This is a genomic window from Fluviicola chungangensis (assembly GCF_007558725.1).
In the GTDB taxonomy this organism is placed as follows: Bacteria; Bacteroidota; Bacteroidia; order Flavobacteriales_D; family Crocinitomicaceae; genus Fluviicola; species Fluviicola chungangensis.
In genome coordinates this window covers 65,052-91,310 of the sequence record NZ_VLPL01000005.1, presented here as the reverse complement: position 1 = coordinate 91,310, position 26,259 = coordinate 65,052, and the positions used below count along the sequence as shown (strand labels likewise).

Genomic DNA, 26,259 nt, shown 5'->3' with positions numbered 1-26,259 from the left:
TTAGTCGTATCTTTGTAATCGAAAAAAAATCGCTCAATAGCATGTTTGATAATCTTACTGATAAGTTTGAACGCGCCTTTAAAGTTTTAAAAGGACAAGGACAAATTACTGAAATTAACGTTGCGGAAACATTGAAAGAAGTTCGCAGGGCTTTGCTTGATGCCGATGTGAACTTTAAAACCGCCAAAGATTTCACGGTTCGCGTGAAAGACAAGGCGATGGGTGCAAATGTGTTGAACGCTATTTCTCCAAGCCAGTTGATGATTAAGATCTGCCACGAAGAGTTGGTAGAATTAATGGGTGGTAACGAAAGCGAGATCCAGATCCAGGGAACTCCGGGAATTGTATTGATGTCCGGACTTCAAGGTTCAGGTAAGACCACTTTCTCCGGGAAATTAGCGAATTACCTGAAAACAAAGAAGAATAAAAAACCGTTGTTGGTTGCCTGTGACGTATATCGCCCTGCGGCAATAGACCAGTTACATGTTTTAGGAGAACAGCTTGGAATTGAGGTTTACTCCAATAAAGAAGAAAAAGATCCGGTTAAAATTGCTTCGGAAGCAATCAACCACGCCAGAAGCAAAGGTTTTAATGTGGTGATCGTCGATACGGCAGGTCGTTTGGCGATCGATGAAGCGATGATGGATGAGATTGCACGAGTTAAGGACGCAATCAAACCGACGGAGACTTTATTTGTAGTGGATTCCATGACCGGACAGGATGCCGTGAATACTGCAAAAGCATTTAATGATCGTATCAATTTTGATGGGGTTGTATTAACCAAATTGGATGGAGATACCCGGGGTGGAGCAGCATTATCCATCAAAACGGTTGTCGATAAACCGATCAAGTTTGTTGGTACAGGTGAGAAGATGGATGCCCTGGATGTATTCTATCCGAAACGGATGGCTGACCGTATTTTGGGAATGGGGGATGTGGTTTCATTAGTGGAGCGCGCCCAGGAACAATTTAACGAAGAAGAGGCACGAAAACTTCAGAAGCGGATTCAGAAAGATCAGTTTGATTTCAATGATTTCCTTGGGCAAATTCAGCAGATCAAAAAGATGGGAAATGTCAAGGATCTGATGGGGATGATTCCTGGAATGGGAAAAGCTGTGAAGGATGTCGATATTCAGGATGACGCATTCAAGCATATTGAAGCAATTATCTATTCCATGACTCCGAAAGAACGTGCGAATCCTTCTTTGATGAATGGTCAGCGAAAAACGCGGATTGCAAACGGTTCAGGGACAAACATCCAGGAGGTGAATAAATTGCTCAAACAGTTCGAGGATACCAAGAAGATGATGAAAATGATGAGTAATCCGAAGAACATGATGGGCATGATGAAACAAATGAAAGGAATGCGCGGCGGAATGCCGGGGATGTAGTAAGAACGCAATACATTGCGTTACAATTGGAAATGGAATTTTAGTTCAGATAATTAGCGGAATAAAAAGATCGGAATTGCAGATCTTAAAGCGAGCTCGAATCCAGCTTTTCAATTGTACATTTTCAATTCTCAATAATGATTGATTTCGAACTCACATCCAACGATCCATACTCTGTCGCTTTTCGAGAAGCAGGGATTTCTTCCTTTAAAGATGCATGTGATTTTGTTGCAAAGCTTCCCTACGGACGGAATACGAACCGCGAAGATTTTGGCCTGGTACTTTCCGAAAAAAAGGGAACTTGTTCTTCCAAACATGCCTTATTGGCTTCTTTAGCTTTGGAAAACGGCTATCCCGAAGTGGAGTTGATCGCCGGTATATTTCTCATGAATGGCGAGACTCATTTAAAACTGATCGATTTTTTTAAGGATAAGGCTTATCAGAACATTCCTGAGTGTCATTGCTATCTTCGGTTGAAGGGTGAGCGTTTTGATTTTACAGATCTATCTGATAGCCTGGAGAAAATTGCTCCTAAACTAGTACGTGAGCAACGGATTGATCCGAACCAGGTAAGTGACTGGAAGATTATGATTCACAAACATTATTTGCAGGGATGGTTAAACCGGAATCCTCAGTTCCATATCACGTTGGATGAACTGTGGAGCGATAGGGAAGCGGCAATCAGTTTGTTGAGTGAGTAGTTGGAGATTTAGAGGGGCATTTTTTTTGTAAAAGCGGACTCGAATTCGTGATATCATGAGATTATAAAAAAGCATTGACTCAATGTTTAAGTCCTGAAAAAATTAATCCAGCAGCTTTTTCAAATCCTCTTTGGAACAAACACCGGTTATTCGTTTAATTTCCAACCCATTTTTAAAGGCTATGAAAGTGGGGAAGCTGGTAATGTTCAATTCCTTAACCAGTTGGTTTTGAGAGCCTCCGTCGACATAGGTGACCGGGTATTCCTTTGACAATTCATCAACAATCGGACTCATTTTTTTACAGGGCGGGCACCACGCTGCACCAAAATCAACAAGGACCGTCCGATCTTTCGGAAGTGACGTTAAAAATTCAGATAAAGTTACTTGTTTGACGTCTTTTGTTCCTTCCAGGGGAAGGTCTTCCAGCTTCCAGGCATTGATCCCTCCCTGTAAATTGAAAACGGTCTCAAACCCTTCCTTGAGCAACCATTTTTGAGCTGCAGTACTTCTGGACCCGGCTAGGCAATAAACGTAAACCGGTTTATGCTTGTCAAGGGAGGAAACCCGCTCCTTAAATTGATCAAAATTGTTCCAGTCTGCCTGAAAAGCGCCGGAAATATGTCCCTGCTTATACTCATCCGGTGTGCGCACATCCAGAAGCTGATTTTGTTTGTTCTGAATAGAGTCCAAAAACGATTTAGGTGCTAATTCAAGCCGTTGTGCAAAAGGGTGAGTAAGAATTGTTAAGAAAACCGTTAAAGTAAGCTGTTTTGTGAATTTTGCAAGGTATTTCATTGATAATTAAATGTATATTGTACATCCAAAATGGGGTTTTGTTGGTTTATATCCAGCTTTTGGAAACCAAATCACCCATTCCTGCGTAAATGTAAACAATGTCCATTTGGAATAATTGTAAAAAACTGTTAATTTCGATTTAGTTAATGATAAAAAATTCAAATACGATAGCTTATCAACACTTATACCCTATGTTTCTCCGATGCTCGTTTCTGTTGATTTTACTTACCACATTTTCTTCTATAACTAGAGCACAAGATGTTTGGTTACAAAATCATTTTTCTCCCAATTCGGGATGTGCTCTGTCCAATCTGGAAACAGTAACCGTATTGGTTAATAATAACTCGGGCGTCATTATGCCGTCCAATACCATTCAGGTATATTACAGTGTGGATGGCGGAACGATTATTAATCAGCCGCTTTCTTCGAATTTGACTGCCGGAGCATCTTGGAATTTCAGTTTTTCAGTGAAAGCTGATTTGTCGGTATGCGGTGCTCATACAATGAAGGTGTGGGTTTCAAGAGCCGGAGATGTGAATCATCTGAATGATACCTTACTTTGGACGGTCCAAAATGACTGTCCGATCGTTCCCGGAACAGTGACATCCGATATTACCGTCTGTCAGGGCGCAAATGCTGGGACCCTTTCTTTGTCAGGGTGGTCCTACGGTACCATTACAACTTGGGAGTCATCTGTAAACGGAGGTACCACCTGGACTCCGATACCAAGTACAACTACTCCGTCTTATGCTTACAACAATGTGGCTCAGAACACACAATATCATGTGGTGATTGATGGCGGATATTGCCCGGACGATACGTCGGGGTATGCTACTGTTTCGATTCAAACGCCACCTGTTCCGGGAACATTGTCCGGTTCAGATTCTTTGTGTGAAAATGTGGCTAACGGGACATTAACCCTTTCCGGAAATAATCAGCCTCCGATACAATGGGAATATTCTACGAATGGAGGCGGTACCTGGACAACTGTGGCAAGCGCATCAACGACCTACAATTATTCGGGTTTGACCGCTACAACCATTTACCGTGTGCTTGTAGACGGTGCAATTTGTGCGGATGCTTACTCCGATACTGCCATGATATATGTAGACCCGGTTTATCCCCCAACTGTCTTAACTGGAAGTGATTCTTTATGCATTACCAATGCAACCGGTTTTGTTAATGCCACCGGAACATTCGGTGCGGTGCTGAATTGGGAGTTTTCTATTGACAATGGTATGACGTGGACCGGATTGGGAAATACCACCGGAAGCCTGGGGTATACAAATCTGACTCAAACGACTTTTTACCGAATGATTACAGAAGGAGGACAATGTCCGGATGTGATTTCGGATACTGCGATTATTTATGTTCAGGCATTGCCGCCGAATCCAACAATAGGTCCTTCCGATACCATTTGTGCCTCTTCGGTAGCCGGAATTTTAAATATGACCGGCGCAACGACTCCTGTATTAAACTGGGATACTTCGACGGATGGAGGAAATACATGGATACCGGTCGCAAATACGACTACTTCATTCGATTATACAGGGCAAAGTTTAACCACTATTTATCGGGCTCAGCTGGAGGGAGGTTTCTGTCCTGATTACTATTCCGATACTGCGATCATCAAATTGGATGCAGCTCCGGTAGTAGGAGTTTTGAACCAAAGTGGAAGCATTTGTGAGGGTACATCGGAGGATTTACACCTGGTGGGCTCTGTTGCTGATTCGTTATACTGGCAGTTTTCGACAGATAATGGTGTAACATGGCAGACGGTTCCGAATTCGGATACGATAGATTACAATACGTTTGCAATCATGCAAGATGTGCAATTCCAGGTTGTAGCTTTAAATGGTGTTTGCCCTCCGACGGTTTCCAATCAGGCGGTTATTACGATGTTGCCTGCTCCGATTGCAAATGCAGGTGCTGATACGGCAATCTATTTGGGAGAAACAATTACCTTAAACGGTTCAGGAGGCGTAACAGGAATTTGGATGCCGGGATCAACCCTTTCTGACTCCACGATCACAAATCCGGTAGCTACACCTTCTACAACAACCGCTTATGGCTATTACGTGATTGATACTTCGGGATGTATCGACGGGGATACCGTTGTTATAAAGGTCTTGGATCCGATCCAGTTTAATATTCGAAATGTCATTACCATGAATAATGATAATATGAACGATACCTGGAACATTACCGGTGTGGAGTTTTTTCCGATGACGGCTGTTAAAGTGTTTAATCAGTACGGGAAATTGCTTTACGAGAATGAGGATTACAAAAATGACTGGGATGGCAGTTTTAAAGGTTCCAGATTACCGAACGGAACTTATTATTATGTCGTACTGAAAGGGGGGACAGAAGAGGAATATAAAGGAACAATTACACTATTGGGAAATGAATAAATTACTACTGCTTTGTATTTGTTTGTGTTGGGGAAGTTTATATGGACAGCAAGTTCCTTTCTACAATCATTATTTGATCAATCCATTTGTATATAACCCGGCCTCTACCGGGGCGAGCGATTATGTAAATGCCAGTTTTGTTCGAAATCAACGCTATTCATCATTTGGTTCGACTGCTGTAAACAATTACCTGACAGTTGAAGGTCCTATCGCAAAAGGAAATATGGGGTTGGGACTTATTGTCGCTCATCAAAATCAGGGAATTCAGCAGCAATTGATGTCCAGTTTGAACTATAGCTACAAATTGAAAATCAATGATCAGCAAAATATTCGGTTTGGTATTTCTGCCGGAGTTTTGGATAACCGGATCGATTACAATCAAATCAATGCGCAGGAAATCAATGATCCGTATTTGACCGGGTTAAGACCAACAGCTCCTGTTTTTGATATGAATGTCGGATTGCTTTACAATTGGAAAGATCTGCGAATCGGTATTTCGGTTCCGCAAATTATTGGAGGAAAAGTAAAATATGCCCGTGAAAAGAGTAGGGGGTATTACCAGCTGGAACGGCATTACATGATGTCACTGGAATACGATTTTCATGTCAATGAGAAATTTGTTATTCGTCCGAATGCTGTTTTGAGATACATGCCAAATATTCCGTTTCAGTATGATGTGACTGCGATGGCTATTTATAATAACATGATTTGGGCTTCAGCGACCTATAAATCCGATTATGCCGTTCAGTTTAATGCGGGGGTTCGTGTATTCGATTTTTTAAGAGTCGGGTACAGTTACGAATTGTTGATCGGTTCTTTGAAAACCTACAATACCGGGATGAATCACGAAATTTTCTTAGGATTCTCCTTTAAAGGTAAGCGTGAAAAAGAGATTCAAATCGTAGAAAAGGAAGTACGGGTAGTAGATGATCTGGCGGCCAGGCAGCGCGATTCTGTTCAGAAATTGAAGGATGAACTCGAGAATCAATTGAAGCGTTTGCTGGAGGAACGTGCGGAAAAGGATCGTTTGCAGAAAGAAAAAGATTCCCTGGCAAATTTAGCGAAAGTGGTTCCTCCGGTGCCACTTGATACGGTTAAACCTAAAATGACTTCTCCTGAGGTTATTCCGGTAGCAAAAGGATATCATTTTGTGAACCTGGATAAGAGTGAGTCGCCTGATGGGTTTTATGTGATTACGGGCGTCTTCTCGAACAGGCAAAATGCAGATTTGATGCTATCGAAAAACGCAAATGAATATCCGAATTCATACCTTGTTATTAATGAATCGAATAATTATTTCTATGTCGTAATCCTGTATTCATTGGATCAGGAACTTGCCACAAAGACATTTAATGATTATAAATCGAAGAAAAAACAAAAGGTTTGGATTTTAAATTATATAAAAAATTAACATTTTTAGGCAACCCTTTATAAAAAATACAGTCAATACATTGAACTAGAACTCTATGACTATGAAAATAACTACTGCTTTCAGATCAATCTGCAGCTCGCTACCGCTGCTATTGTTCACTTTGGGTTTTTCAACAGTATCCTTAGCTCAATTTCCTGGGTGTCCGGCAATTAATGCTGGTCCGGATCAAACGTTGCCTTGTTCTACGCCATGTACGAACTTAACGGCAACTCCTTTTGCAACGGGTGCTACGACAACCTATTCTGTAAGTTCTATTCCACATACACCTCCTATTGCTTATAACCAGGCAGGGGGTACTGCGGTTTCAGTCGGAACGGATGATGTTTGGTCGAATCCGATCACTTTGCCATTTAACTTTTGTTATTACGGAACCAATTATACAACTATTAATGTTGGTTCGAATGGTACAATCCAGTTTGGTGGAGGTACGGCAGGTGGATCTTTCAATCCATGGTCGTATACTGCAAGTTGTCCTAGTACAGCTTTAACGGGTGCAGGAGATATTTTCGGAGTGTACCATGATATTGACCCATCCTATGGTGGATCGGTTAAATGGTACTTATTGGGTACGGCACCTTGTCGTATTTTTGTGGTTTCTTTCAATAACCTACCTCATTTCTCCGGTTCATGTAATACTTCTAAGTTCACTACATCCATGATGGTGTTGTATGAAACAACCAACGTGGTAGATATATATGTACAACAGAAAGACCTCTGTTCCAGTTGGAATGGCGGCCGTGCAATTATAGGGATTCAAAATCCTGCCGGTACTGCAGGGATAGCGGCTCCGGGTAGAAATGCAGGTTCAACCTGGACAGTTACTACTCCTGAAGGATGGCGTTTTACGCCGACAGGTACTCCGAATTATTCGGTTGCCTGGTTCCAGGGAGCAACTCAGATCGGTACGGGAAATACCATCAATGTCTGTCCCACAGCCACTACAACTTATACTTCTGTAGTTACTTATAACCGGTGTGACGGAACAACCGTTACGGCGAATGATGCGGTAACGATTAACTTCTCGAATTTAACTCCGCCAACAGTAACGCCAACAGCAGAATCCTGTGCGAATTATAATAACGGTTCTGTAGTTATTGATAACCCGGCGGGTGCGGGGCCGTATACCGTCAATATTTCCGGTCCGACTACAGGATCGGTCGTCGAGGCCAATACGGCCGGGGCCACGGCCAACTTCACGAATCTACCGGATGGGAATTACAATTATACCGTCACCGGTGCTAACGGCTGTACGACCAGTGGAACATTTACCATTGGTGCAGGAGTGGTCTGTTGTAGTGTCACTGCTGCGGGATCGAACGTGCTATGCAACGGGGCCACAACGGGTTCTGCTACAGCTACTCCTGTAGGTCTGGCGCCTTATACTTATTCCTGGACCGGTGGTCAAACAACACAAACAGCATCAAACTTAGGCGCGGGAGCATATACAGTGACGATGACAGATAATTCGGGATGCGTGGCGACAGCAAACGTTTCCATTACACAACCAACAGCATTGGGCGGTACACTTGCTGCTGTAAATGTGAGTTGTAACGGTTCATGTAACGGAAGTATAACAGTGACTCCTTCCGGGGGAACTCCAGGGTATACTTATAGTCTCAATGGCGGAGCATTCCAGGCAGGTGCCACGTTTACCGGATTGTGCAATGGCGCTTATGCAATTACGATCAAGGATGCGAACGGCTGTACGATCGTATTGAACCAAACAATTACGCAACCGGCTATATTAAATTTAACTCAAAGTGCAATTACTCCGGCAACCTGTGGTTCGAATAATGGATCGGTTACAGTTGCTCCTGCTGGCGGAACACCTGCTTACACTTATACTATTGATGGAGGAGCTAGCCAGGCAAGTGCAACGTTTAACGGGTTAACGGCAGGGGTTCACAATGTGGTTGTTACTGATTCGAAAGGATGTACAAAAAACTTGTCCATTACCATTACCGCAACAAACGCTCCGGTTGCTTCTATTCAAAACCAAACAAACGTGAGTTGTTTCGGTGGTGTGAACGGATCTGTAATCATCGGCGTTGCAGGTGGATCTTCACCATTCACTTATTCAATAGGAGGACTGGGACAGGCATCGAATACCTTTACAAACTTAACTGCCGGTTCATATACTGCTACCGTAACAGACGTTAATGGTTGTTCTGCGAGTATTCCTTTTACTATTACCAGCCCTCCGCAATTAACATTTACAACTACACTGACTGCGGCATCTTGTAACGCAGTTTGTGATGGACAAATCCAGGTGAATGCATCCGGAGGTACTGCTCCTTATCAGTATTCTTCCAATAATGGAATTACATATGCATTGGCAAACCCGATGACCGGATTATGTGCTGGACTTATTCATGTGGTTGTCAAAGATGCAAACGGGTGTTTGACAAACTCCGATGTAACCATTACACAACCCACACCTGTATCGGGAACTTTTATTAATACAAATCCGATTTGTAACGGTGCCTGCGATGGTACGATCACTGCAACTCCTTCTGGAGGTACTCCTGGGTATCAATATTCATTAAATGGAGGACCATTGCAAGCTTCGAGTACAATAACTGGCGCTTGTGGAGGTAATAACACCATCCTAATCCAGGATTCTCATGGATGTCAGTTTACTTCTGTACAAAATTTGGTTGATCCTCCGGGATTCGGAATTGACACGACAGTTGTTACTGAATCGAATTGTGGATTTAATAATGGTGCTATTACGGTACAGGCAAACGGAACGAACGGACCCTTCACCTATTCCATGAATGGAGGACCTTTCCAACCGAGCGGGACGTTCACTAACTTGTACGGTGGGGCATATGAAATTACTGCTGTAGACCAATTGGGATGTTCAGAATCGGTGTTCTTTGGTATTAATGACGTTGAAATGCAAGGGATCGTTCTTATCCAAACAGATGCGAACTGCTTTGGGGTTCCTGATGGTACCATCGAAGTAACGAACGTAAGTGGAGCACTTCCGATTACATACGAACTGGATAATTCCGGAGCGACTCAGTTTAGTGGATTCTTCCCTAGTTTGCCTTTTGGATCGCATGTAGTAACGATTGCAGATGCCGGTAACTGTGTGTTTACCATTCCGTTTATGGTTGATGAGCCTGCAGAAATTGCATTTAATACAAATCTTACTCATATCACCTGTAACGGGGGAAATACCGGTGAGATTGAATTCACGAATGTAACCGGAGGAACAGGTGCATATCAATACAGTATTGATAATGGGGCTACCTTCCAGGCAGGAACAACCTTTACAGGATTGGCTTCCGGAACCTATGATTTGGCTGTTACGGATGTGAATGGTTGTATTGTAAACGCAACGGTTACATTAAACCAGGCTGCTCCATTAACAATGGCAACCACTGTTTTTGATTTAACTTGTTTTAATGACAATTCAGGAGGGATTCAGATCGGATCTACCGGAGGTACTGGAGCTTATCAATACAGTATTGATAACGGAGCAACTTTTTCTCCAATCGAATCATTCTTCAGTTTGGCTGCAGGAACATATGATCTGATTACACAGGATGCAGCAGGATGCCAGATTACCGGTACCGCAACTGTAAATCAGCCGGCTCAGTTAACGGCAACCTATACTCCGACAAACGCTCAGTGTTTTGATGCATGTGACGGACAAATCGTTGTCAACGCTTCCGGCGGTACTGCACCATATTTATACAGTCCGGATAACGGATTAAATTATTTCGTTTCTTCGACGCTTCAAAACTTATGCGCTGGAAACATAGATGTTGAAATAAAAGATGATAATGATTGTTTCATTACGGCTGTTCAGGTAATCGGTGAACCGACTGCTGTAACGTTGAACGTAGTTCCTACGGATGAAACATGTGCTGCTTCAAACGGTCAATTGGCAATTACTGGGGCCGGAGGTACCGGAGCATATACTTACAGTATTGATAACTCGGTTACTTATTCAGCTACTTCAACTTATACCGGTTTACCTGCTGGAGTATACGATGTATTCATTCATGATGCGAATAACTGTGAGGCAAGTACATCTGTTTCCATTTCAAATCAGGCTTCACCGAATATTATCGGGGCGGCAGTTCAAAATGTAACCTGTAATGCTGCTTGCGACGGACAATTGCAAGTAACGGTTTCAGGAGGTACCGGTGCGATTACCTATTCAATCGGAACACCTCAGGCTGCCTCACTCATCACTAATATTTGCGCCGGAGCATATACCTTGACGATTACCGACGCAAACGGTTGTACGGATACGGAGCCAATTACAGTTACTGAACCAACACCGCTTGCAGCAACCGTCACTCCAACTGCGCTGACTTGTTTTAATAACAATACCGGAGAAATCGCATTCAGTGGTTCAGGAGGAACAGCACCTTATACTTATAGTACAAACAACGGAGCTACATTCTCCAATCAGACAACTGTTCAATTCCTAAGTTCAGGTACTTACAATACAGTTGTTAAAGATGCAAACGGGTGTACGATCAATACTCCGGTGATTGTGACTCAACCTGCACAATTGGTTATTCAGAATATTGCAACGAATGATGCAAGTTGCCATGGAGTGTGTGATGGTGATGCAACCGCAACTGTTGCCGGTGGTACGACTCCTTATAGCTATGCATGGTCTAACGGAGCAACAGGTTCCAATACAACGAATGCATTGTGTGCAGCTTCTTATGACTTGACTGTTACAGACAATAATGGATGTACTGCTGTTCAAAGTTTTAGTATAACGGAACCACCTTTGTTGGTCATCACAAGTACAAGTGCAACGGATGCATTGTGTAACGGCGATTGTAATGGTACGATTACGATTAATTCGAATTTAGCAACTGGATACAGCGTGGATAACGGAACGACATTCCAGGCTTCGAATACATTCAACGGATTGTGCGCCAATACATATACTATCCAAATTCAGGATGCTGCAGGATGTACTCAATCCGGTACAATTACTGTCGGACAACCACAACCATTGGTTCAGGGTGTTATTCCTGAAGATGGATTGTTGATTTGTTATGACGGTTACGGTACATTATCAGGAAGTGCTACCGGAGGAATAGCTCCTTATTATTTTGTTTGGAATACCGGAGATACAACTCAGTATTTGAATGTAAACTTAACTGCTCCGGCAACATTTACATGCACGGTATACGATCAGAACGGATGTGCATCGAATGTTGAAACTGCGGATGTGACTGTCAGACCTGTATTTGTTGCTTCTGTTACAACACCGGTAATGGCATGTCCCGGGCAATCTGTTACAATGACAGGTTCGGGAGTAGATGGTTTACCGGGGTATACGTACGAATGGCTAACACCAATTGCGCACGACACATTGGCAACCGGCACTTCTTATTCTTATACTCCAAACGGATCGGAAACAGTCTTGATGGTCGCTCACGATGAGTGTTACAGATACGATACACTGCCTGTGACAGTTCAGATTTATGCATTGCCAAGCCCTGAATTTTTGGTTGACCCGGCTTTCGGATGTTCACCGTTTACTCCTACGTTTAACTTCCCTGTCGGAACGGTTGGTTCTATTACGGATGCACAGTGGGATTTCGGTGATGGCTCAACAGGAACCGGAACATCAAACGTAATGCATCAATATATACCTGTGGGATGTTACGATGTAAGCGTTCAGATTACCACGACTGATGGATGTATCACGGATACGACTTTACAAAATTTTGTTTGTGTTGTGCCTGATCCGATCGCAAATTTCACCTGGAGCCCGGTTCCGCCGACAACCATCAATTCAACCGTACATTTCAATGATAACTCTGTGAATGCGGTGTCTTATGATTGGGATTTTGGTACGTTCGGTACATCCACGCTTGAAAATCCGGTAATCAATTACGGAGATATTGATGCAGGAAGTTACCAGGTTTGTCTGACAGTCACTTCTCCTGAAGGATGTACCAATGATATTTGTAAACCAATCCTGTTTGTTGAAGAATTCCTGGTATTCGTGCCGAATACATTTACTCCGGACGGAGATGAGTTTAACAATGTCTTTAAACCTGTAATGCCTGCAGGAATGGCTTTAGACGACTATACATTTACGATCTATAACAGATGGGGTGAAGTTTTATTTGAATCTCACGATGTGGAATTCGGATGGGACGGAACTTATCATGGAGTTACCGTAAAAGAAGGAGTTTATACCTGGAGAATTGTTGCCAAAGGAGGTGGAGATAAAAAAGCACGCGAATTTGAAGGACACGTTAACATGTTGAAATAAGAGAAAGCATTGCTTTCGATCTGATACAGACAAACGTTAGTGGGTCGTAAACAAGATTTCGTCAAAACATTTGAAAATAACAAACAGGGCGTTCCGGCTTAGTCGGAACGCCCTGTTTGTTTTCAGAGATTTATTCAGGCTCCCATTTGATTAAAAATCGGTATAATCAGCTGTCGGACCGTAACTAGGTGGAACCGGTATCCCAAGTAATCGGTAGTTTACTCCTAATTGAGCTCTGTGATGGACCGTTTGATTGTGCGCAACACGTACCACGTCTTCCTTGGTACTTACAAAATGAATTTTGGAACCCGAACGAAGTGTCCATTCTTCATCGAATACGGAATCGGCGGCTTGTTCCAATGCGGTCATTCCTTTTGAAACACATTCGTTGAAGTAGTCCATAGCCTCTTCGACCGAATTCAATTGCTTCGGGCTGTAAGGAGCCGTTTCAAAATCCAATTCATTTGTTGTTACGGCCATTTCAGCCCACAAAGGAAGATCAACCACATGAAGAAAAAGATCTCCTAATTTCATGCTTTTTTCATGTACCTGGTACTCTTTTTTGTCAAAAGGAAACGCCTGGATAAATTTTCTTGTAGTTTCTGCTTCTGCAGCTAACTGTGCCTGTAATTGCTCTTTTCTTGTCATGATTTTTAATTTTTATACAAAGAAAAGGAGAGACACTGACAACCCTATGGCAGTCCGTTTTTCCGGAATTGAAAATTTTTTAAATAGCCAATTGAAAAGAAGCGAAAACCGTACTTTTATAAAAATCCATAAATGTGATTTACCTTATTTGCTGGTCAATTTTAGAATTTCCATTTTCAATTAGTAATTCACCGGTAATTTATAAGCGCTCAATGGAATATGCTGTGTAACTTCAAAGGGACAACTTGTTTTATACAATTTCTCGATGCGTTCAACCTTAAAGTCCCGGTAATCTTTCCGAAGTTGACAATAGCCTATCAAATGCCAGGAAAATGCATAAAAAACCAAACCGATAGGTTCAATAATCCTTTCCAAGCGTTCATCTTTTAAACTTTGATAAGTAATCTTAATTTGAGTTTGTTCGGTTATTGCGTGCTGGATTTGTGCCAAATATTCAAATTCGAAAGTAAGCCTTTCAGGAAGTTGCAGTTTAATACTTTCATCCAGGATGGCTACCTTTTCTTTATCAACCTGCTTTAAAACGGATCTGATCTTTGTGATGGCACTTTCAAATGTAGCCTGAACGGAACGATCCCCGAAGCCTCCGATCAGGGATTGGGATAAAAGCAGGGTATTTGCTTCTTCCAATGTAAAGGAAACCGGTGGAGTAAAATAACCCGGAATGATAAAATAACCTCTATTCGGTTCAAAGCTTACCGGTATTCCCGCTTCACCAATTGCTTTAATATCCCTGTAAACCGTCCGCACACTGATTTCAAATTTCTCAGAAATACGTTCGGCACTCACATATTTGCGGGATTGGAGCAAAGTTACGATCCCAAATAAACGGTCTACGCGATTCATCTTGTTTTGATTGGTAAAATTTTCCCGGGATTTAATAAATTCTTAGGATCAAAGGCTTGTTTAATTGTACGCATCAGGTTAAGTCCAACCTCATTGAAAGCGAGGTCCATATATGGAGTTTGTACCAGGCCGATTCCATGTTCTCCTGAAATAGTTCCGCCCAAACGGACCACCTCGGTAAATAATTCCCGGATTGCATGTGGAAGCTGATTGTTCCAGGTATCATCATCCAGGTTGTCTTTGATAATATTTACATGCAAATTACCGTCTCCGGCATGTCCGTAGCAAACGGATTTGAATCCGTATTTCTTCTCCAGTTCCTTGACTTTTTTCAGCAATTGGGGCAATTCATTTCTCGGCACAACCGTATCTTCCTCTTTATAAATGGAATGTGTTTTTACGCATTCTCCGATCTTTCGGCGCAAACGCCAAAGGCTTTCCTTTTGAGCATCTGTTTCTGCAAAAAGGACCTCATCAATATCGAATTGCGCTACTAATTCCATGATTTTTTCACATTCCTGCATCAATACATCCGGATTAAATCCATCCAACTCTATGATTAAATGTGCATCGTGATCGTCTTTTAACAGCTTAGGCGCATCATCCACGTATGGAGCAGTGAACAGGATCGCGTCGCGGTCCATATACTCGAGTCCGCTTGGAATAATTCCGGACATGAAAATTTTGCCTACAGCTTCGCATGCTTCAACTCCGCTTCGGAAAGGAACCAGTAAAAGCAAAGTGTGTGTTGGGTGTGGAATGAGTCGCAAAACGATTTTTGTAACAACAGCTAAAGTGCCCTCGCTTCCGATAACCAACTGTGTGAGGTTGTAACCGGTCGCATTTTTGATCACATTTGCTCCTGTCCAAAGGACGTCTCCGTTGGGCAAAACCACTTCCAGGTTCAGGACCCAATCTTTTGTTACACCGTATTTAACAGCTTTCGGTCCTCCCGAATTTTCAGCAATATTGCCGCCAATAAAACAAGAACCCTTGGATGCAGGATCAGGAGGATAAAACAATCCGACAGCCTTCACTGCATTTTGAAGTTCTTCGGTCACGACACCCGGTTCCGTAATTACCTGGTGGTTTTTCTCATCAATTTGAATGATCTTGTTCATGCGCTCCAGGCTCAGAAGAACTCCTCCATAATTGGCCAATGCACCGCCGCTTAAACCGGTTCGGGCACCAGATGGAGTTACGATCAGTTCGTTCTCATAACAGTACTTCATGATCGCAGAAACTTCTTCCGTGGTTTCGGGTTTTAAAACAGCAGCAGGGTAGAACACAAAATCTTCCGTATGGTCTGAAGCATATTTTGAATCGATATCAGTGCCGGTTTGAACGCGGCCTTTCAGCAACTGTTTAAAAAAATGAATGTGTTTTTCCTCTAAACCTTCTGTCATTGTGCCCATTTTTTAGTAAAAGTAGCGAATTAGGTGTGTTTTTTTGTTTTTGATGCCGCTAATAGGAAATTATTTGTCAAAATGGTAGTATTTTTAAGTTTGTTCTATTTTTCCCGTTTATGAATCAAATCAATTGCCCGAATTGTGGCACTCCCATCGATGTTAATGACATTTTGGCGCATCAGCTGGAAGAACAAATTCAGCGTAAGTACCAAAATGAGTTGAATGAAACACGCAATGAATTCGCAAAAAAACAAGATGCCTTGTTGCGTGAGAAGGAAGAATTTGAAGAGAAGAAACGCCGTGAAAATGAGCTTTTCCAGGAACGTTTTGAACAGAAGTTGAAAGACGAGCGAAAAAACATTGAAGAAAAGCTGAAAATCAAGATTATACAGGAACAGGGAGAACAATTTGCTGACCTTCAAAAGGAATTGAACGAGAAATCCGAACAGATCAAGGAATTGAACCGGACCAAGGCTGAAATTGAAAAGTTGAAACGGGAAAAAGATGAACTCAAAGAGGCCGTTGAAGCCGAATCTCAAAAAAAACTGAATGCCCAGCTCCAGGAAGAAAAAGAGAAAATCCGTAAAACAGAAGAAGAACGTAATGAGTTACGTGTTAGGGAATTACTGAAACAATTGGAAGACCAAAAAAAGCTGACGGAGGAAATGAAACGGAAGCAGGAGCAAGGCTCCATGCAATTGCAGGGTGAAGTACAGGAACTGGCAATTGAAGAATGGTTGATGGCTAATTTTCCGATGGATACCATTGAAGAAATCCGGAAGGGCGCGCGAGGTGGTGATTGCATTCAAACGGTGCATACCCGCGTCCAGCAAAATTGTGGAACAATCTATTATGAATCCAAACGCGCAAAAGATTTCTCACCTTCCTGGATAGAAAAATTCAAAGCCGATATACGTGATAAAGGGGCGGATATCGGTGTACTGGTAACAGAAGTCATGCCCTCCGATATGCAGCGAATGGGAATGAAAGACGGGATTTGGATTTGTACCTACGAAGAATTCAAAGGATTGTGCTCTGTTTTGAGAGAAACAATTGTCCAGATCAGCAGTACTTTAGTGGCACAAGAAAACAAAGGTGATAAAATGCATCTGCTTTATGATTTTCTGACCAGTTCAACATTCAGAATGCAGGTTGAAGCAATTGTGGAAGGATTTACTCAAATGAAGGCAGACCTGGAAAGTGAAAAACGGTCCATGCAGCGCATCTGGAAACAACGGGAAAAACAAATTGAAAAAGTCATTGTGAATACGATCGATATGTATGGTTCCGTAAAAGGAATTGCCGGAAATGCAGTGCAGGAAGTAAGAGCATTGGAGCTGCCTGACGCACCTGATTCGGATGACGAAGATTAAATTAAAATTTCCCCCTTTGAAGTGGGATTCAAGGGATGGCCACCCCTCTCAATCTCCCCTCAAGGGAAGAAGTGGTAATATTAAACCTTAAATTGCTAATAGATGATCAAATTTGCTTACACTATTTTATACGTTTCGGATGTGAAACGAACAGCCGAATTTTATTCTAAAACCTTTGGGTTTGAAGTGCGTTTCATTGCGCCCGGTGATGAATATGCAGAATTAAATACAGGAACAACTACCTTGTCTTTCGCGGCGCTTCCGTTGGCAAATTCAAACCTGAAAAACGGTTTCCAGGAGAGCAGTTTAAACACCAAGCCATTCGGAATTGAACTGGGTTTTACAACTGTTGATGTAGCTGCATTGGTAGAGAAAGCAATTGCAGCGGGGGGGACTTTGCTGGAAGAGCCAAGAGAAAAACCATGGGGGCAAATGGTTGCCTATGTGCGTGATTTGGATGGTTTTTTGATCGAGATTTGTACACCGATGGATTAGGGAATTCCGAATTAATACATTTTCTTTAGGTTATGATTTGTTCAATTTGAAGTATATTCGCACAGAATGAATCGATTGAATAGCACATATAACACCTTTAAACAAGTACCGGAAAAATATCTGATCGTACTTGCATTTGCAATCATTTATTCACTAGTTTCGCTGGTAAATCACTTTTTATTCCGCACTTATGCGCTTGATTTGGGGATTTACTCGAATGCCTTGTATGATTATTCGCACTTTCAATGGAACGACAGCGGCGTTTTTAAAATGGAGCCTCAAAATTTGATGGGGGACCATTTTGATTTTTACCTCATGCTTTATTCTCCCTTTGTGTGGATTTTTGGTTCCTATACCTTGCTGATCTTTCAAATTGTGAGTATCCTTTTCGGAGGATTGGGAGTTTATCGTTATTTCAGGGAGAATAGAATTTTGGCAATGAATGCCATGCTGTTTTTCTACTCGTTCTTTGGAGTTTATACTGCTTTATCATATGATTTTCACGACAGTGTGGTGGTAGCGATGCTCGTTCCCTGGCTGTTCGTTTTTACCAAAGAACGGAAAATGAAATGGGCGGCATTTTTTGTGGTGCTGCTTTGGTTGGGGAAAGAAAACAGCGCTTTGTGGATTGCTTTTGTTTGCTTCGGGCTTTCCATCTTGAATTGGAAAGAAGGGAAATGGCGCTTCTTTTTCATTATTTACGGATTTGTCTCGCTGCTTTATTTTGTGATCCTGATGAAATTCGTGATGCCGGCTCTTGCTGCGGACGGCATTTATCCACACTTTGATTACAGTGTTCTGGGAGCGACAATGCCTGAAGCGATCTCATATTTAATTGTCCACCCGGTAGATTCGTTCCAATTGATGGTTTCTAATTTCAATGGAGATTCTATGGGTGATAATACCAAATCCGATCTACTTAAATTTCTTTTATTTTCGGGAATAGCTTTACTGCTTTTCCGTCCGGCTTATTTGCTGATGCTCATTCCGATATTTTTCCAAAAATTATTTCACGATTCAATGGCAATCTGGGGAGCAGGATTTCATTATTGTATTGAATTCACACCGATTTTGGCAATCGGTGTTTTTGAAGTCGTTGATAAACTGAAAAAAGAGTCATTTAAAAGTGTAGCAGGAGGGATTCTGGTTGTTTTGGCACTGGTTATGACGAATAAACGATTGAGCCATCAATACCTGTATGCTCCAAATAATAACCTGAATTTCCTGTCAAAGGACCACTATAAAAAAGAATACAACGTGAAACCGGTTTACGAAGCATTTAAGCTCATTCCGAAAGATGCGGTAGTTTCCAGTCAGTCGAATTTGGTTCCACACCTGGCAAACCGTGATTTTTGTTACATGTACCCAATCGTAAAGGATGCTGAATACGTGATTCTGGCAAAAAAAGACACACCATATCCTTTAAGGGATTCTATTTTCCAGGTAGAAATCCGGAATTTCCAACAATCCAAAGAATGGATCAAATTGGTGGATAACGATGAAGTCCTTCTTCTTAAAAGAAAAAATTAATGGTGTAGATGTGATATCGTGAGTTATTTGCTATTTAAATTATTTTTTTTAATTTAGGTTTAAAATATTGCTATGTCGCTGAGAATACACCTATTTCACATTTTTGCTTTTTTCTTGCATTCTTCATTGTGTGCTCAAATTCCTACAAATGATCTTAATTGGAATTCAACACCTTACTTTATTGATAATTTCAATTCATTGGACTTAAGTATTTGGCAGACCAATTTTGGATGGGGTAATTATTCGTCTGGAGACGATTGTATCTATTTAGATTCCCAAGTATCAGCAAATAGTGGATTTCTAAATTTTAAAGCCCTAAATTACACTGATCCTGCTTATCCTTTAGTCGCCTACAAATCTGGGGTAATTTCATCGTTATCAACCTTTAAATATGGTTACTTCGAAATCCGAACCCAACTTGATAGTTACGGTGATAAATACATGCCTGCATTTTGGGTATGGAATTCTAATAATTGTAATTGCCCAGGAACTTGCAGTGGTGGATGGGTAGACGAGATTGATTTTTTTGAAGTATTCTGTGATTTTCAACAGTTAACATCAAACTTCCATATTAAAGACGGAAGTTGTACTGAAATAACTGGATTTTTAAATTCATTTTCACAAGCTTCACTAGCTACCAATTTTCATACTTATGGATACGAATGGACACCAAATAAGGTCATATTTTACCTTGATGGTGTTGCTTACAGGGAAGTATACGATCCACTTGTACCAGATCATGCCTTAAAGTTGCTGGTTCAGTTAGGAATGCGTCAGGGATACAGTACAGTAACTATTCCTGGTTTTATGCGAACAGACTATGTAAAAGTTTATGACCTTAAAATGGATTGTTCTACGGATGAAGTGATTACTAACCTAAACTCAGGTACATATAACAATTACTCCGTTAAAAAGACCATCACAGTAAATGGAACTTCAACTGTATATTCAGCTAATAATGTAACACTAAGAGCACAGGACGGAATTACCATAAATGGTGACCTAATTGTTGAATCTGGAGCACAGCTTCTTCTTCTACCAACAGGTTGTTATTAAACATCACTGATCATTTTTTTAATCAAATTACATACTTATGAAAAAATCACTTATCATTACTCTATCTGCACTTTGTGCAATAGTTCTTTATTCAACCACCTTTGCACAGGTTAAAGTCGCTACTAATGGAAGTGTGGCAATTGGAACTGTTAATAACCCCCTGACAAATGCCCGTTTACAAGTTGTATCTGGTATTGGTGGTTATTCAGTATTTAGCCAAACAATAAGTATTCCGACTTCATCTCCAATGATCCGTGGATTAAATACTTTTTCAACTGCGACCAATCCGGACTTTACATGGTGGGGAAATGATCAAACTGGTGTTTTCCATCCGGCAAATAATGTTTTGGCATTTACAATCGGGGGCGCGGAAAAAGGACGTTTTTCCAATGGAGCTAATGCATTCACTATTATAGGGTCAGGATTTGCTTCTGGTGGATTCTGGTTAAATTCAGACTTCCGATACAAAAAAAACATTGCTGAAATCAAAGATCCCCTGAAAAGAATTCTTCAACTTCAGGGATGTACATATGAGTTTAAAATGGACGAGTATAAATCGCTTAGTTTTAATTCTGGCTCTAACCTCGGATTTATTGCTCAAGATTTAGCTAAAGTATTTCCTGAAGCAGTAAAAGCGGATGAAAATGGATATTTAGCTGTTAACTATGATATGCTAGTACCTGTTCTTGTAGAGTCAATCAAATCACAACAGAAAATAATTGAATCACAAAATGAACGAATTAGTGTATTGGAAAACAATTCATCTAACTATAATAATTCTAATCAGTTACAAAGTAGTGCTAAATTATATCAAAACACTCCGAATCCATTCAATGCATCAACTACAATTAAGTGTGAAATCCCTTCCGATTCAAAGGTATCTGAGTTATATATTTACGATATGCAAGGTACTCAAATCAGAAATATTAAAATTACGGATAAAGGAAGTGTAAGTATTGTATTACGTTCAGGTGAGTTGAAACCAGGAATGTATTTTTATTCCTTAATCATAGATAATAAGGAAATTGATACTAAAAAGATGATCCTTACAAACGATAATTAAAGAGTGTAACTCAAATTAGTTAAATATTACTACGGTTTGAGGAACGTTCTAATAGTTAATCTGTAATAATGAATAGGACATCATTAATCACGTCTCTATTCTTTTAAGACATTCGATATTTCTTGTAGAAATCCGGAATTTCCAACAATCTGAAGAGTGGATTAAATTGGTGGACAATGATGAAGTGTTATTGATAAAAAAAAACAGTCGGCACGTGACGCATCACGTGCCGACTGTTTTTATAAATCCAAATGTGCGGGTTAATTCCCTTTAATCTCAAATTCCGTTCTACGGTTTTGTTGTTTTCCGTCTTCGTTGTTATTGGAGGCAATCGGTTTGGAAGAACCGTAACCTTTAGCAGTCATTCTGCTTGCAGAAACACCTTTTTGAGACAAATAAGCCACAACAGCTTCTGCGCGCTGCTGGGAAAGTGTTTCGTTGAGGGTTGCTGAACCGGTATTGTCCGTATGTCCTGAAATCTCGATCTTTAATCCCGGAACATCCTTCATCAACTGAACCAATCGCTCCAACTCTGCATTGGATTCGGACCGCAGAGTTGCTTTGTTAACATCAAAGAAGATGTTGCGCAGCGCAATTTTTGACCCGATGGCAATGTTCTTCAATTCGATCACCTTATTTACCAGGTTGTCAGCCGATCCTTCCGGAATGTCGAAATTTTCGGAGTGGAACAGGTATCCCGGAGCTTTTACGGCAATCCCGTAGTTTTTACCTGAGTTCAGGGTAATAATGAATTTTCCGGTTGCAGAGTTGGTTGTGAAGGTCTCAATCACCTTTCCGGTTGCATTATCGGTGATTTCGATCTGAGCTTCAACTGCTTTTCGTGAGATCGCATCAATGGTAACCCCTTTAAAAACCGTTAAACTCTTTTTCTTAACCTCAACTGATTTTTCAATCGTGTGATCCTTTACTGGCATGACAATACTCGCAAGCAAATAATCTTCCGTCTCGGAAATCGGCTTTTTCTCGGGACCCCAAAATGTAACTTTGTAAATATCATAACCACCTTTTCCGCCGGCTCTGTTGGAAGAAATGTAAGCAAATTTCCCGTTTGCAGTAGAAGCAAAGAAGAAATCGTCATACGGGCTATTGATCGGATATCCCATGTTTACAGGAGTAGTCCACTGACCCTGTACTTTTTTGGAAAGGAAAATATCATAACCTCCCATTCCTTCATGTCCTTCGGATGCAATGTACATGCTTTCCCCATCAATGTGGATATAAATAGGACCGTCGTTGAATTTCGAGTTTACACCCGTCAACATCGTTGCAATCATGAAATCCTGTTTCATCTTGTTCTGCATTCCCGAGAACATCACTTCAGAACCTGTTTCGCGCACGTCATTGTCCCTGCAGAAATAGATCTTCCATCCATCTTCATTGTAACAGGCATAACGTTCGTTGTTTTTGTCGGTACTGATGAAAATACTTAGGATTTTTGGGTCTGACCATTCGTTTCCTTTCAATTTGGATTCGAAAATGTCTGTTTGCCCGCCTGCATCTCTGTGTAATAACATTTTGGTACCGTCATAAGACAGGCAGTTTGAAATGTCATCGTTGTTCGAGTTAATCGGGCCCTGAAGTTTGGTTGGAGTGGACCAGTTTTCCAAAAGGGAAGAAGAATAGATCTCGTAATCGTAAATTCCCAGTGCATTCGGTTCGTGACTATTCGGCCTGTTGGAGCTTAAGATCATTTCGGAACCATCTGTAGAAATAGATGGAGCGATTTCGTCATTTTCAGTGTTCAAAGTTGGAACGTTATCCACCCAGCATCGAACAGGTGATGCCTCAAATTTCTTAGCCGTAACACATTGTTTTTTACGTTGGTTTACGAATTTCATGAAATTATCCGCTTTCTTGTATTCGGTTTCAAACACTGTGTAATATTTGGAAGCTTCGTCGTATTTCCCCTCCAACTGTGACGTGTATCCTAAATAGAAATCGAGGAACGGATCGCACTTTGGGTCCAGTTTCTGAGCTGTTTTAATGTAAGGAATGGATAAAACGGGATTGGTGGAATTTGCATGGCAAACGCCAATTTTGTAGTTGAGCAAAGCATTATTCGGGTTGAATTTTTGTGCTTTTTCATACTCCATCAGTGCGCTTTTGAAATTCGTTCCGAAGTCCTGGACTGCAAAAACCGCTTCCATTCCGACCTTGTAAAACTCATCTCCTTTGTCAATCGCAGTGGTTGCTGCTTTTAGACCTTCTTTATCGTCTTTAAAGTTTGCAGATTTGAAATCTACATTTTGAGCAAATAGATTCGTCGTTAAACCAATAACGACTAGTGTCAATAATTTTTTCATCGTCTTGAGTTTAATTGCTGCAGTTTCCTGAATGACATACTTTTCCTTCCGCCGATCCCAGATCGCTTGCTTTTTTCCAATCGCTGCAGGCTTCTTCCATTTTGCGAAGCATTTCGCGGGCCATCCCTCTGTTTACATAAGCAGAAGCATAGTTCGGGTCAATGGTAATCGCTTTGGTTGCCAGATCTTCGGCTTTCTTGAAATCTTTTCGCTTGAAATAGATTCCGGACAGGTTGGAAGCAGCCGGGGCATATTGGGGATTGATTTGCAGGGCTTTTTCAAAATCTTTGATCGCATCATCCAAACTTCCTTTTTCCAACAGGGTTACCCCGCGATTGTTATAAGCTAAAAAGAAATTCACATCTACGGAAATAGCCCGGTTAAACGCAATCAGCGCTCCGGCATAATCCTTCATTTTCTTTTTGGTAGTTCCTACATTATTCAATACGAACGCAAGATTCGGGTTTTTGCGAAGCGCAGCTTCGTAATCTTCAATGGCTTTCGGGTAATTTTCCTGCATGCGGTAGCAGCTGCCACGATCGTTGTAGGCCATTGGACTGGAAGGGTCCAGTTCGATACTTTTGGTAAAGTATTTAATTGCAGCATTGTAATCTTGTTGCAAGAATTTTAACGTTCCGTAGTTGTAGTATGCTTTCGGATTGTTTGCGTCCAGTTTGATGGACTCCTCATAATCTTTTTCGGCTTTTAAATAATCCAAAAGTCCCTGGTATCCTCTTCCTCTTTGGAAATACGCTTTCGAATACCCTTTTTGTTTTCCGATCAGGATCGTAAATGTATTCACAGCATCCTGGTACATTTCAGCCTCGTTTTCAGCAACCCCTTTGTTGTAATAGGCAGCCGTAAAGTTCGGATCGGAAGCAATTGATTTGTTAAATGAAGTAATTGCCTCTTTGTACTTCTTTTGATTGAAAAGTTCAATCCCTTTGTTGTAAGCTTCCTGACTAGCTGCAATTGCTGCGTTACTTTGATTCAATTTGGTAATTGAATCACGGTACCTTATTTCTGAAGGAGTCATATCTTCTACTTGTGAGAAAGACATGAAACTGCAGAATAGCATTCCAGCCATCACCGAGATGGGTTTTTTCATAACTTGTAATTTGGTTTAGGGTGTTGAATTTAATAAAATATTTCCCCTCCGAAGTCAATATTTATCAACAGTGAAGAGAACCTTTTAACAGAAACCGAATCACAAAGAATATTGCGTAATTTCGTAAAGGAATAAATAAATTGAAGTTAAACTAAGAACTTAATGACGACAAGTAACGCATATATCGTGGCTGGTGTAAGAACAGCCATTGGAAATTTTGGAGGGACTTTGGCTCCGGTCAGAGCAGACGATTTAGCAGCACATGTTTTGGTTGAATTGTTGAAAAAAGTACCGGACCTGGATCCGGCAGCAATTGAAGATGTGATTTTGGGCTGTGCAAATCAGGCAGGGGAGGATAACCGGAATGTTGCCCGGATGGCTCTGCTCCTGGCAGGATACCCGATTTCTGTAGGCGGAGAGACAGTAAACAGGTTGTGTGCATCCGGAATGTCGGCTGCGGTAAACGCTGCAAGAGCGATTCAGGTTGGTGCAGGAGATATTTACGTTGCTGGAGGGGTAGAGCATATGACCAGAGGACCGTGGGTTTTGTCAAAAGCTTCAGCTCCATTCGGGAGAGACCAGCAATTGTACGATTCTTCCTTCGGATGGAGATTCATTAACCCGAAAATGGAAGAGCTTTATGGAGCGGACGCCATGGGAATGACTGCTGAGAATCTGGCTGAATTGCACCGGATATCCCGGGAAGATCAGGATGCATTTGCAGCCTGGTCCCAGGAAAAAGCGTTTGCTGCCCAAAATGCCGGAATTTTGGCACAGGAAATTGCAGGCCTGTCCATTCCGCGTAAAAAACAAGATCCGCTGGTTTTTGACAAAGACGAATTTATGAGGCCCGGAACAACCATCGAAACTTTGGGAGGATTAAAACCCGCTTTTAAAAAAGAAGGATCTGTGACTGCAGGAAATGCATCTGGGTTGAATGATGGAGCTGCTGCACTTTTGCTGGCATCCGACCAGGGATTAAAGAATCATCACTTAAAACCGCTTGCTCGAATCGTCTCAGCAGCTGTATCCGGTGTGGAGCCCAGAATTATGGGAATCGGCCCGGTAGAAGCTTCCAGGAAAGCATTGGAAAGAGCCGGATTAACCCTGGATCAAATGGACGTACTTGAATTAAATGAAGCATTTGCCGCCCAGGTACTCGCTTGCACAAGAACCATGGGATTGGACGATCGCGATGAACGGATCAACCCGAATGGAGGAGCAATTGCACTGGGACATCCTCTTGGTATGTCCGGATCGCGTATTTTGCTTGCAGCGGTGAACCAGTTACAACGAACAGGCGGAAGATATGCACTCGTGACCATGTGTATCGGAGTAGGGCAAGGCTACGCTACTGTAATTGAACGCGTTTAATTCCAACCAATGTAGTA

General features: G+C 41.6%; 17 protein-coding genes. 11 read left to right on the top strand and 6 right to left on the bottom strand.

Going from position 1 to position 26,259, the window contains the following annotated elements; translation table 11 throughout:
* Window positions 1-41: 41 nt before the first annotated feature.
* Window positions 42-1,391 carry a signal recognition particle protein gene (gene ffh / locus FO442_RS11165; RefSeq protein WP_144333275.1) on the top strand — a complete coding sequence of 450 codons (1,350 nt, stop codon included), beginning with the start codon at window positions 42-44 and terminating at the stop codon, window positions 1,389-1,391.
* Window positions 1,392-1,528: 137 nt separating this feature from the next.
* The gene (locus tag FO442_RS11160; RefSeq protein WP_144333274.1) at window positions 1,529-2,092 is read left to right on the top strand and encodes a hypothetical protein; all 564 of its coding nucleotides are present in this window, start codon (window positions 1,529-1,531) and stop codon (window positions 2,090-2,092) included.
* 102 nt (window positions 2,093-2,194) lie between these two features.
* On the opposite strand, the gene FO442_RS11155 is transcribed toward FO442_RS11160, so the two are convergent.
* Window positions 2,195-2,887 (bottom strand): rhodanese-like domain-containing protein, encoded by a 693-nt coding sequence (locus FO442_RS11155; protein WP_144333273.1) that lies wholly within the window; start codon window positions 2,885-2,887, stop codon window positions 2,195-2,197.
* A gap of 191 nt (window positions 2,888-3,078) precedes the next feature.
* On the opposite strand from FO442_RS11155, the gene FO442_RS11150 reads away from it, so the two are divergent.
* The 3 genes from FO442_RS11150 (at window position 3,079) to FO442_RS11140 (ending at window position 12,998) form a co-directional block, all read left to right on the top strand.
* Window positions 3,079-5,298, top strand: a complete 2,220-nt coding sequence (locus tag FO442_RS11150; RefSeq protein ID WP_186280070.1) for a T9SS type B sorting domain-containing protein — start codon at window positions 3,079-3,081, stop codon at window positions 5,296-5,298.
* Window positions 5,291-6,709 carry a PorP/SprF family type IX secretion system membrane protein gene (locus tag FO442_RS11145; RefSeq protein ID WP_144333271.1) on the top strand — a complete coding sequence of 473 codons (1,419 nt, stop codon included), beginning with the start codon at window positions 5,291-5,293 and terminating at the stop codon, window positions 6,707-6,709. The genes FO442_RS11150 and FO442_RS11145 overlap by 8 nt, the downstream gene beginning before the upstream one ends.
* A gap of 61 nt (window positions 6,710-6,770) precedes the next feature.
* A complete protein-coding gene (locus FO442_RS11140) occupies window positions 6,771-12,998 on the top strand; it encodes a PKD domain-containing protein (RefSeq protein ID WP_246073843.1) in 6,228 nt (2,075 codons plus the stop codon).
* A gap of 150 nt (window positions 12,999-13,148) precedes the next feature.
* On the opposite strand, the gene FO442_RS11135 is transcribed toward FO442_RS11140, so the two are convergent.
* From FO442_RS11135 to FO442_RS11125, 3 genes are all read right to left on the bottom strand, one after another.
* Window positions 13,149-13,646, bottom strand: a complete 498-nt coding sequence (locus tag FO442_RS11135) for a DinB family protein (protein ID WP_144333269.1) — start codon at window positions 13,644-13,646, stop codon at window positions 13,149-13,151.
* 180 nt (window positions 13,647-13,826) lie between these two features.
* Window positions 13,827-14,510, bottom strand: a complete 684-nt coding sequence (locus FO442_RS11130) for a helix-turn-helix transcriptional regulator (protein WP_144333268.1) — start codon at window positions 14,508-14,510, stop codon at window positions 13,827-13,829.
* Entirely contained in the window at window positions 14,507-15,916 is a 1,410-nt protein-coding gene (locus tag FO442_RS11125) for an FAD-binding oxidoreductase (RefSeq protein WP_144333267.1), read from the bottom strand. Before FO442_RS11125 ends, FO442_RS11130 begins: the two co-directional genes overlap by 4 nt.
* Before the next feature lie 119 nt (window positions 15,917-16,035).
* Between FO442_RS11125 and FO442_RS11120 the strand changes: the two genes are divergently transcribed.
* From FO442_RS11120 to FO442_RS11100, 5 genes are all read left to right on the top strand, one after another.
* Window positions 16,036-17,292 (top strand): DUF2130 domain-containing protein, encoded by a 1,257-nt coding sequence (locus tag FO442_RS11120; RefSeq protein WP_144333266.1) that lies wholly within the window; start codon window positions 16,036-16,038, stop codon window positions 17,290-17,292.
* Between the two features lie 102 nt (window positions 17,293-17,394).
* The gene (locus FO442_RS11115; RefSeq protein WP_144333265.1) at window positions 17,395-17,787 is read left to right on the top strand and encodes a VOC family protein; all 393 of its coding nucleotides are present in this window, start codon (window positions 17,395-17,397) and stop codon (window positions 17,785-17,787) included.
* A gap of 66 nt (window positions 17,788-17,853) precedes the next feature.
* The gene (locus FO442_RS11110; protein WP_144333264.1) at window positions 17,854-19,317 is read left to right on the top strand and encodes a DUF2079 domain-containing protein; all 1,464 of its coding nucleotides are present in this window, start codon (window positions 17,854-17,856) and stop codon (window positions 19,315-19,317) included.
* Window positions 19,318-19,389: 72 nt separating this feature from the next.
* Window positions 19,390-20,373 (top strand): glycoside hydrolase family 16 protein, encoded by a 984-nt coding sequence (locus tag FO442_RS11105; RefSeq protein ID WP_144333263.1) that lies wholly within the window; start codon window positions 19,390-19,392, stop codon window positions 20,371-20,373.
* A 37-nt stretch (window positions 20,374-20,410) separates the two neighbouring features.
* On the top strand, window positions 20,411-21,436 hold the full coding sequence (locus tag FO442_RS11100; RefSeq protein WP_144333262.1) for a tail fiber domain-containing protein: 1,026 nt from the start codon (window positions 20,411-20,413) through the stop codon (window positions 21,434-21,436).
* Window positions 21,437-21,696: 260 nt separating this feature from the next.
* Here FO442_RS11100 and FO442_RS11095 read toward each other — a convergent pair whose 3' ends face one another.
* Window positions 21,697-23,760: an OmpA family protein gene (locus FO442_RS11095; RefSeq protein ID WP_144333261.1), complete on the bottom strand. Its 2,064-nt coding sequence runs from the start codon at window positions 23,758-23,760 to the stop codon at window positions 21,697-21,699.
* Window positions 23,761-23,770: 10 nt separating this feature from the next.
* Entirely contained in the window at window positions 23,771-24,868 is a 1,098-nt protein-coding gene (locus tag FO442_RS11090) for a tetratricopeptide repeat protein (protein ID WP_144333260.1), read from the bottom strand.
* Window positions 24,869-25,030: 162 nt separating this feature from the next.
* Between FO442_RS11090 and FO442_RS11085 the strand changes: the two genes are divergently transcribed.
* On the top strand, window positions 25,031-26,242 hold the full coding sequence (locus FO442_RS11085) for an acetyl-CoA C-acyltransferase (protein WP_144333259.1): 1,212 nt from the start codon (window positions 25,031-25,033) through the stop codon (window positions 26,240-26,242).
* The last annotated feature ends 17 nt before the right edge of the window (window positions 26,243-26,259 follow it).

What these genes read in the sequence shown, in the direction of transcription:
- FO442_RS11150 (WP_186280070.1), top strand. Translation starts at nt 3,079, where the DNA reads ATGTTTCTCCGATGCTCGTTTCTGTTGATTTTACTTACCACATTTTCT.
- ffh (WP_144333275.1), top strand. Translation starts at nt 42, where the DNA reads ATGTTTGATAATCTTACTGATAAGTTTGAACGCGCCTTTAAAGTTTTA.
- FO442_RS11090 (WP_144333260.1), bottom strand. Translation starts at nt 24,868, where the DNA reads ATGAAAAAACCCATCTCGGTGATGGCTGGAATGCTATTCTGCAGTTTC.
- FO442_RS11160 (WP_144333274.1), top strand. Translation starts at nt 1,529, where the DNA reads ATGATTGATTTCGAACTCACATCCAACGATCCATACTCTGTCGCTTTT.
- FO442_RS11155 (WP_144333273.1), bottom strand. Translation starts at nt 2,887, where the DNA reads ATGAAATACCTTGCAAAATTCACAAAACAGCTTACTTTAACGGTTTTC.
- FO442_RS11145 (WP_144333271.1), top strand. Translation starts at nt 5,291, where the DNA reads ATGAATAAATTACTACTGCTTTGTATTTGTTTGTGTTGGGGAAGTTTA.
- FO442_RS11130 (WP_144333268.1), bottom strand. Translation starts at nt 14,510, where the DNA reads ATGAATCGCGTAGACCGTTTATTTGGGATCGTAACTTTGCTCCAATCC.
- FO442_RS11085 (WP_144333259.1), top strand. Translation starts at nt 25,031, where the DNA reads ATGACGACAAGTAACGCATATATCGTGGCTGGTGTAAGAACAGCCATT.
- FO442_RS11115 (WP_144333265.1), top strand. Translation starts at nt 17,395, where the DNA reads ATGATCAAATTTGCTTACACTATTTTATACGTTTCGGATGTGAAACGA.
- FO442_RS11135 (WP_144333269.1), bottom strand. Translation starts at nt 13,646, where the DNA reads ATGACAAGAAAAGAGCAATTACAGGCACAGTTAGCTGCAGAAGCAGAA.
- FO442_RS11120 (WP_144333266.1), top strand. Translation starts at nt 16,036, where the DNA reads ATGAATCAAATCAATTGCCCGAATTGTGGCACTCCCATCGATGTTAAT.
- FO442_RS11100 (WP_144333262.1), top strand. Translation starts at nt 20,411, where the DNA reads ATGAAAAAATCACTTATCATTACTCTATCTGCACTTTGTGCAATAGTT.
- FO442_RS11140 (WP_246073843.1), top strand. Translation starts at nt 6,771, where the DNA reads ATGAAAATAACTACTGCTTTCAGATCAATCTGCAGCTCGCTACCGCTG.
- FO442_RS11105 (WP_144333263.1), top strand. Translation starts at nt 19,390, where the DNA reads ATGTCGCTGAGAATACACCTATTTCACATTTTTGCTTTTTTCTTGCAT.
- FO442_RS11095 (WP_144333261.1), bottom strand. Translation starts at nt 23,760, where the DNA reads ATGAAAAAATTATTGACACTAGTCGTTATTGGTTTAACGACGAATCTA.
- FO442_RS11125 (WP_144333267.1), bottom strand. Translation starts at nt 15,916, where the DNA reads ATGACAGAAGGTTTAGAGGAAAAACACATTCATTTTTTTAAACAGTTG.
- FO442_RS11110 (WP_144333264.1), top strand. Translation starts at nt 17,854, where the DNA reads ATGAATCGATTGAATAGCACATATAACACCTTTAAACAAGTACCGGAA.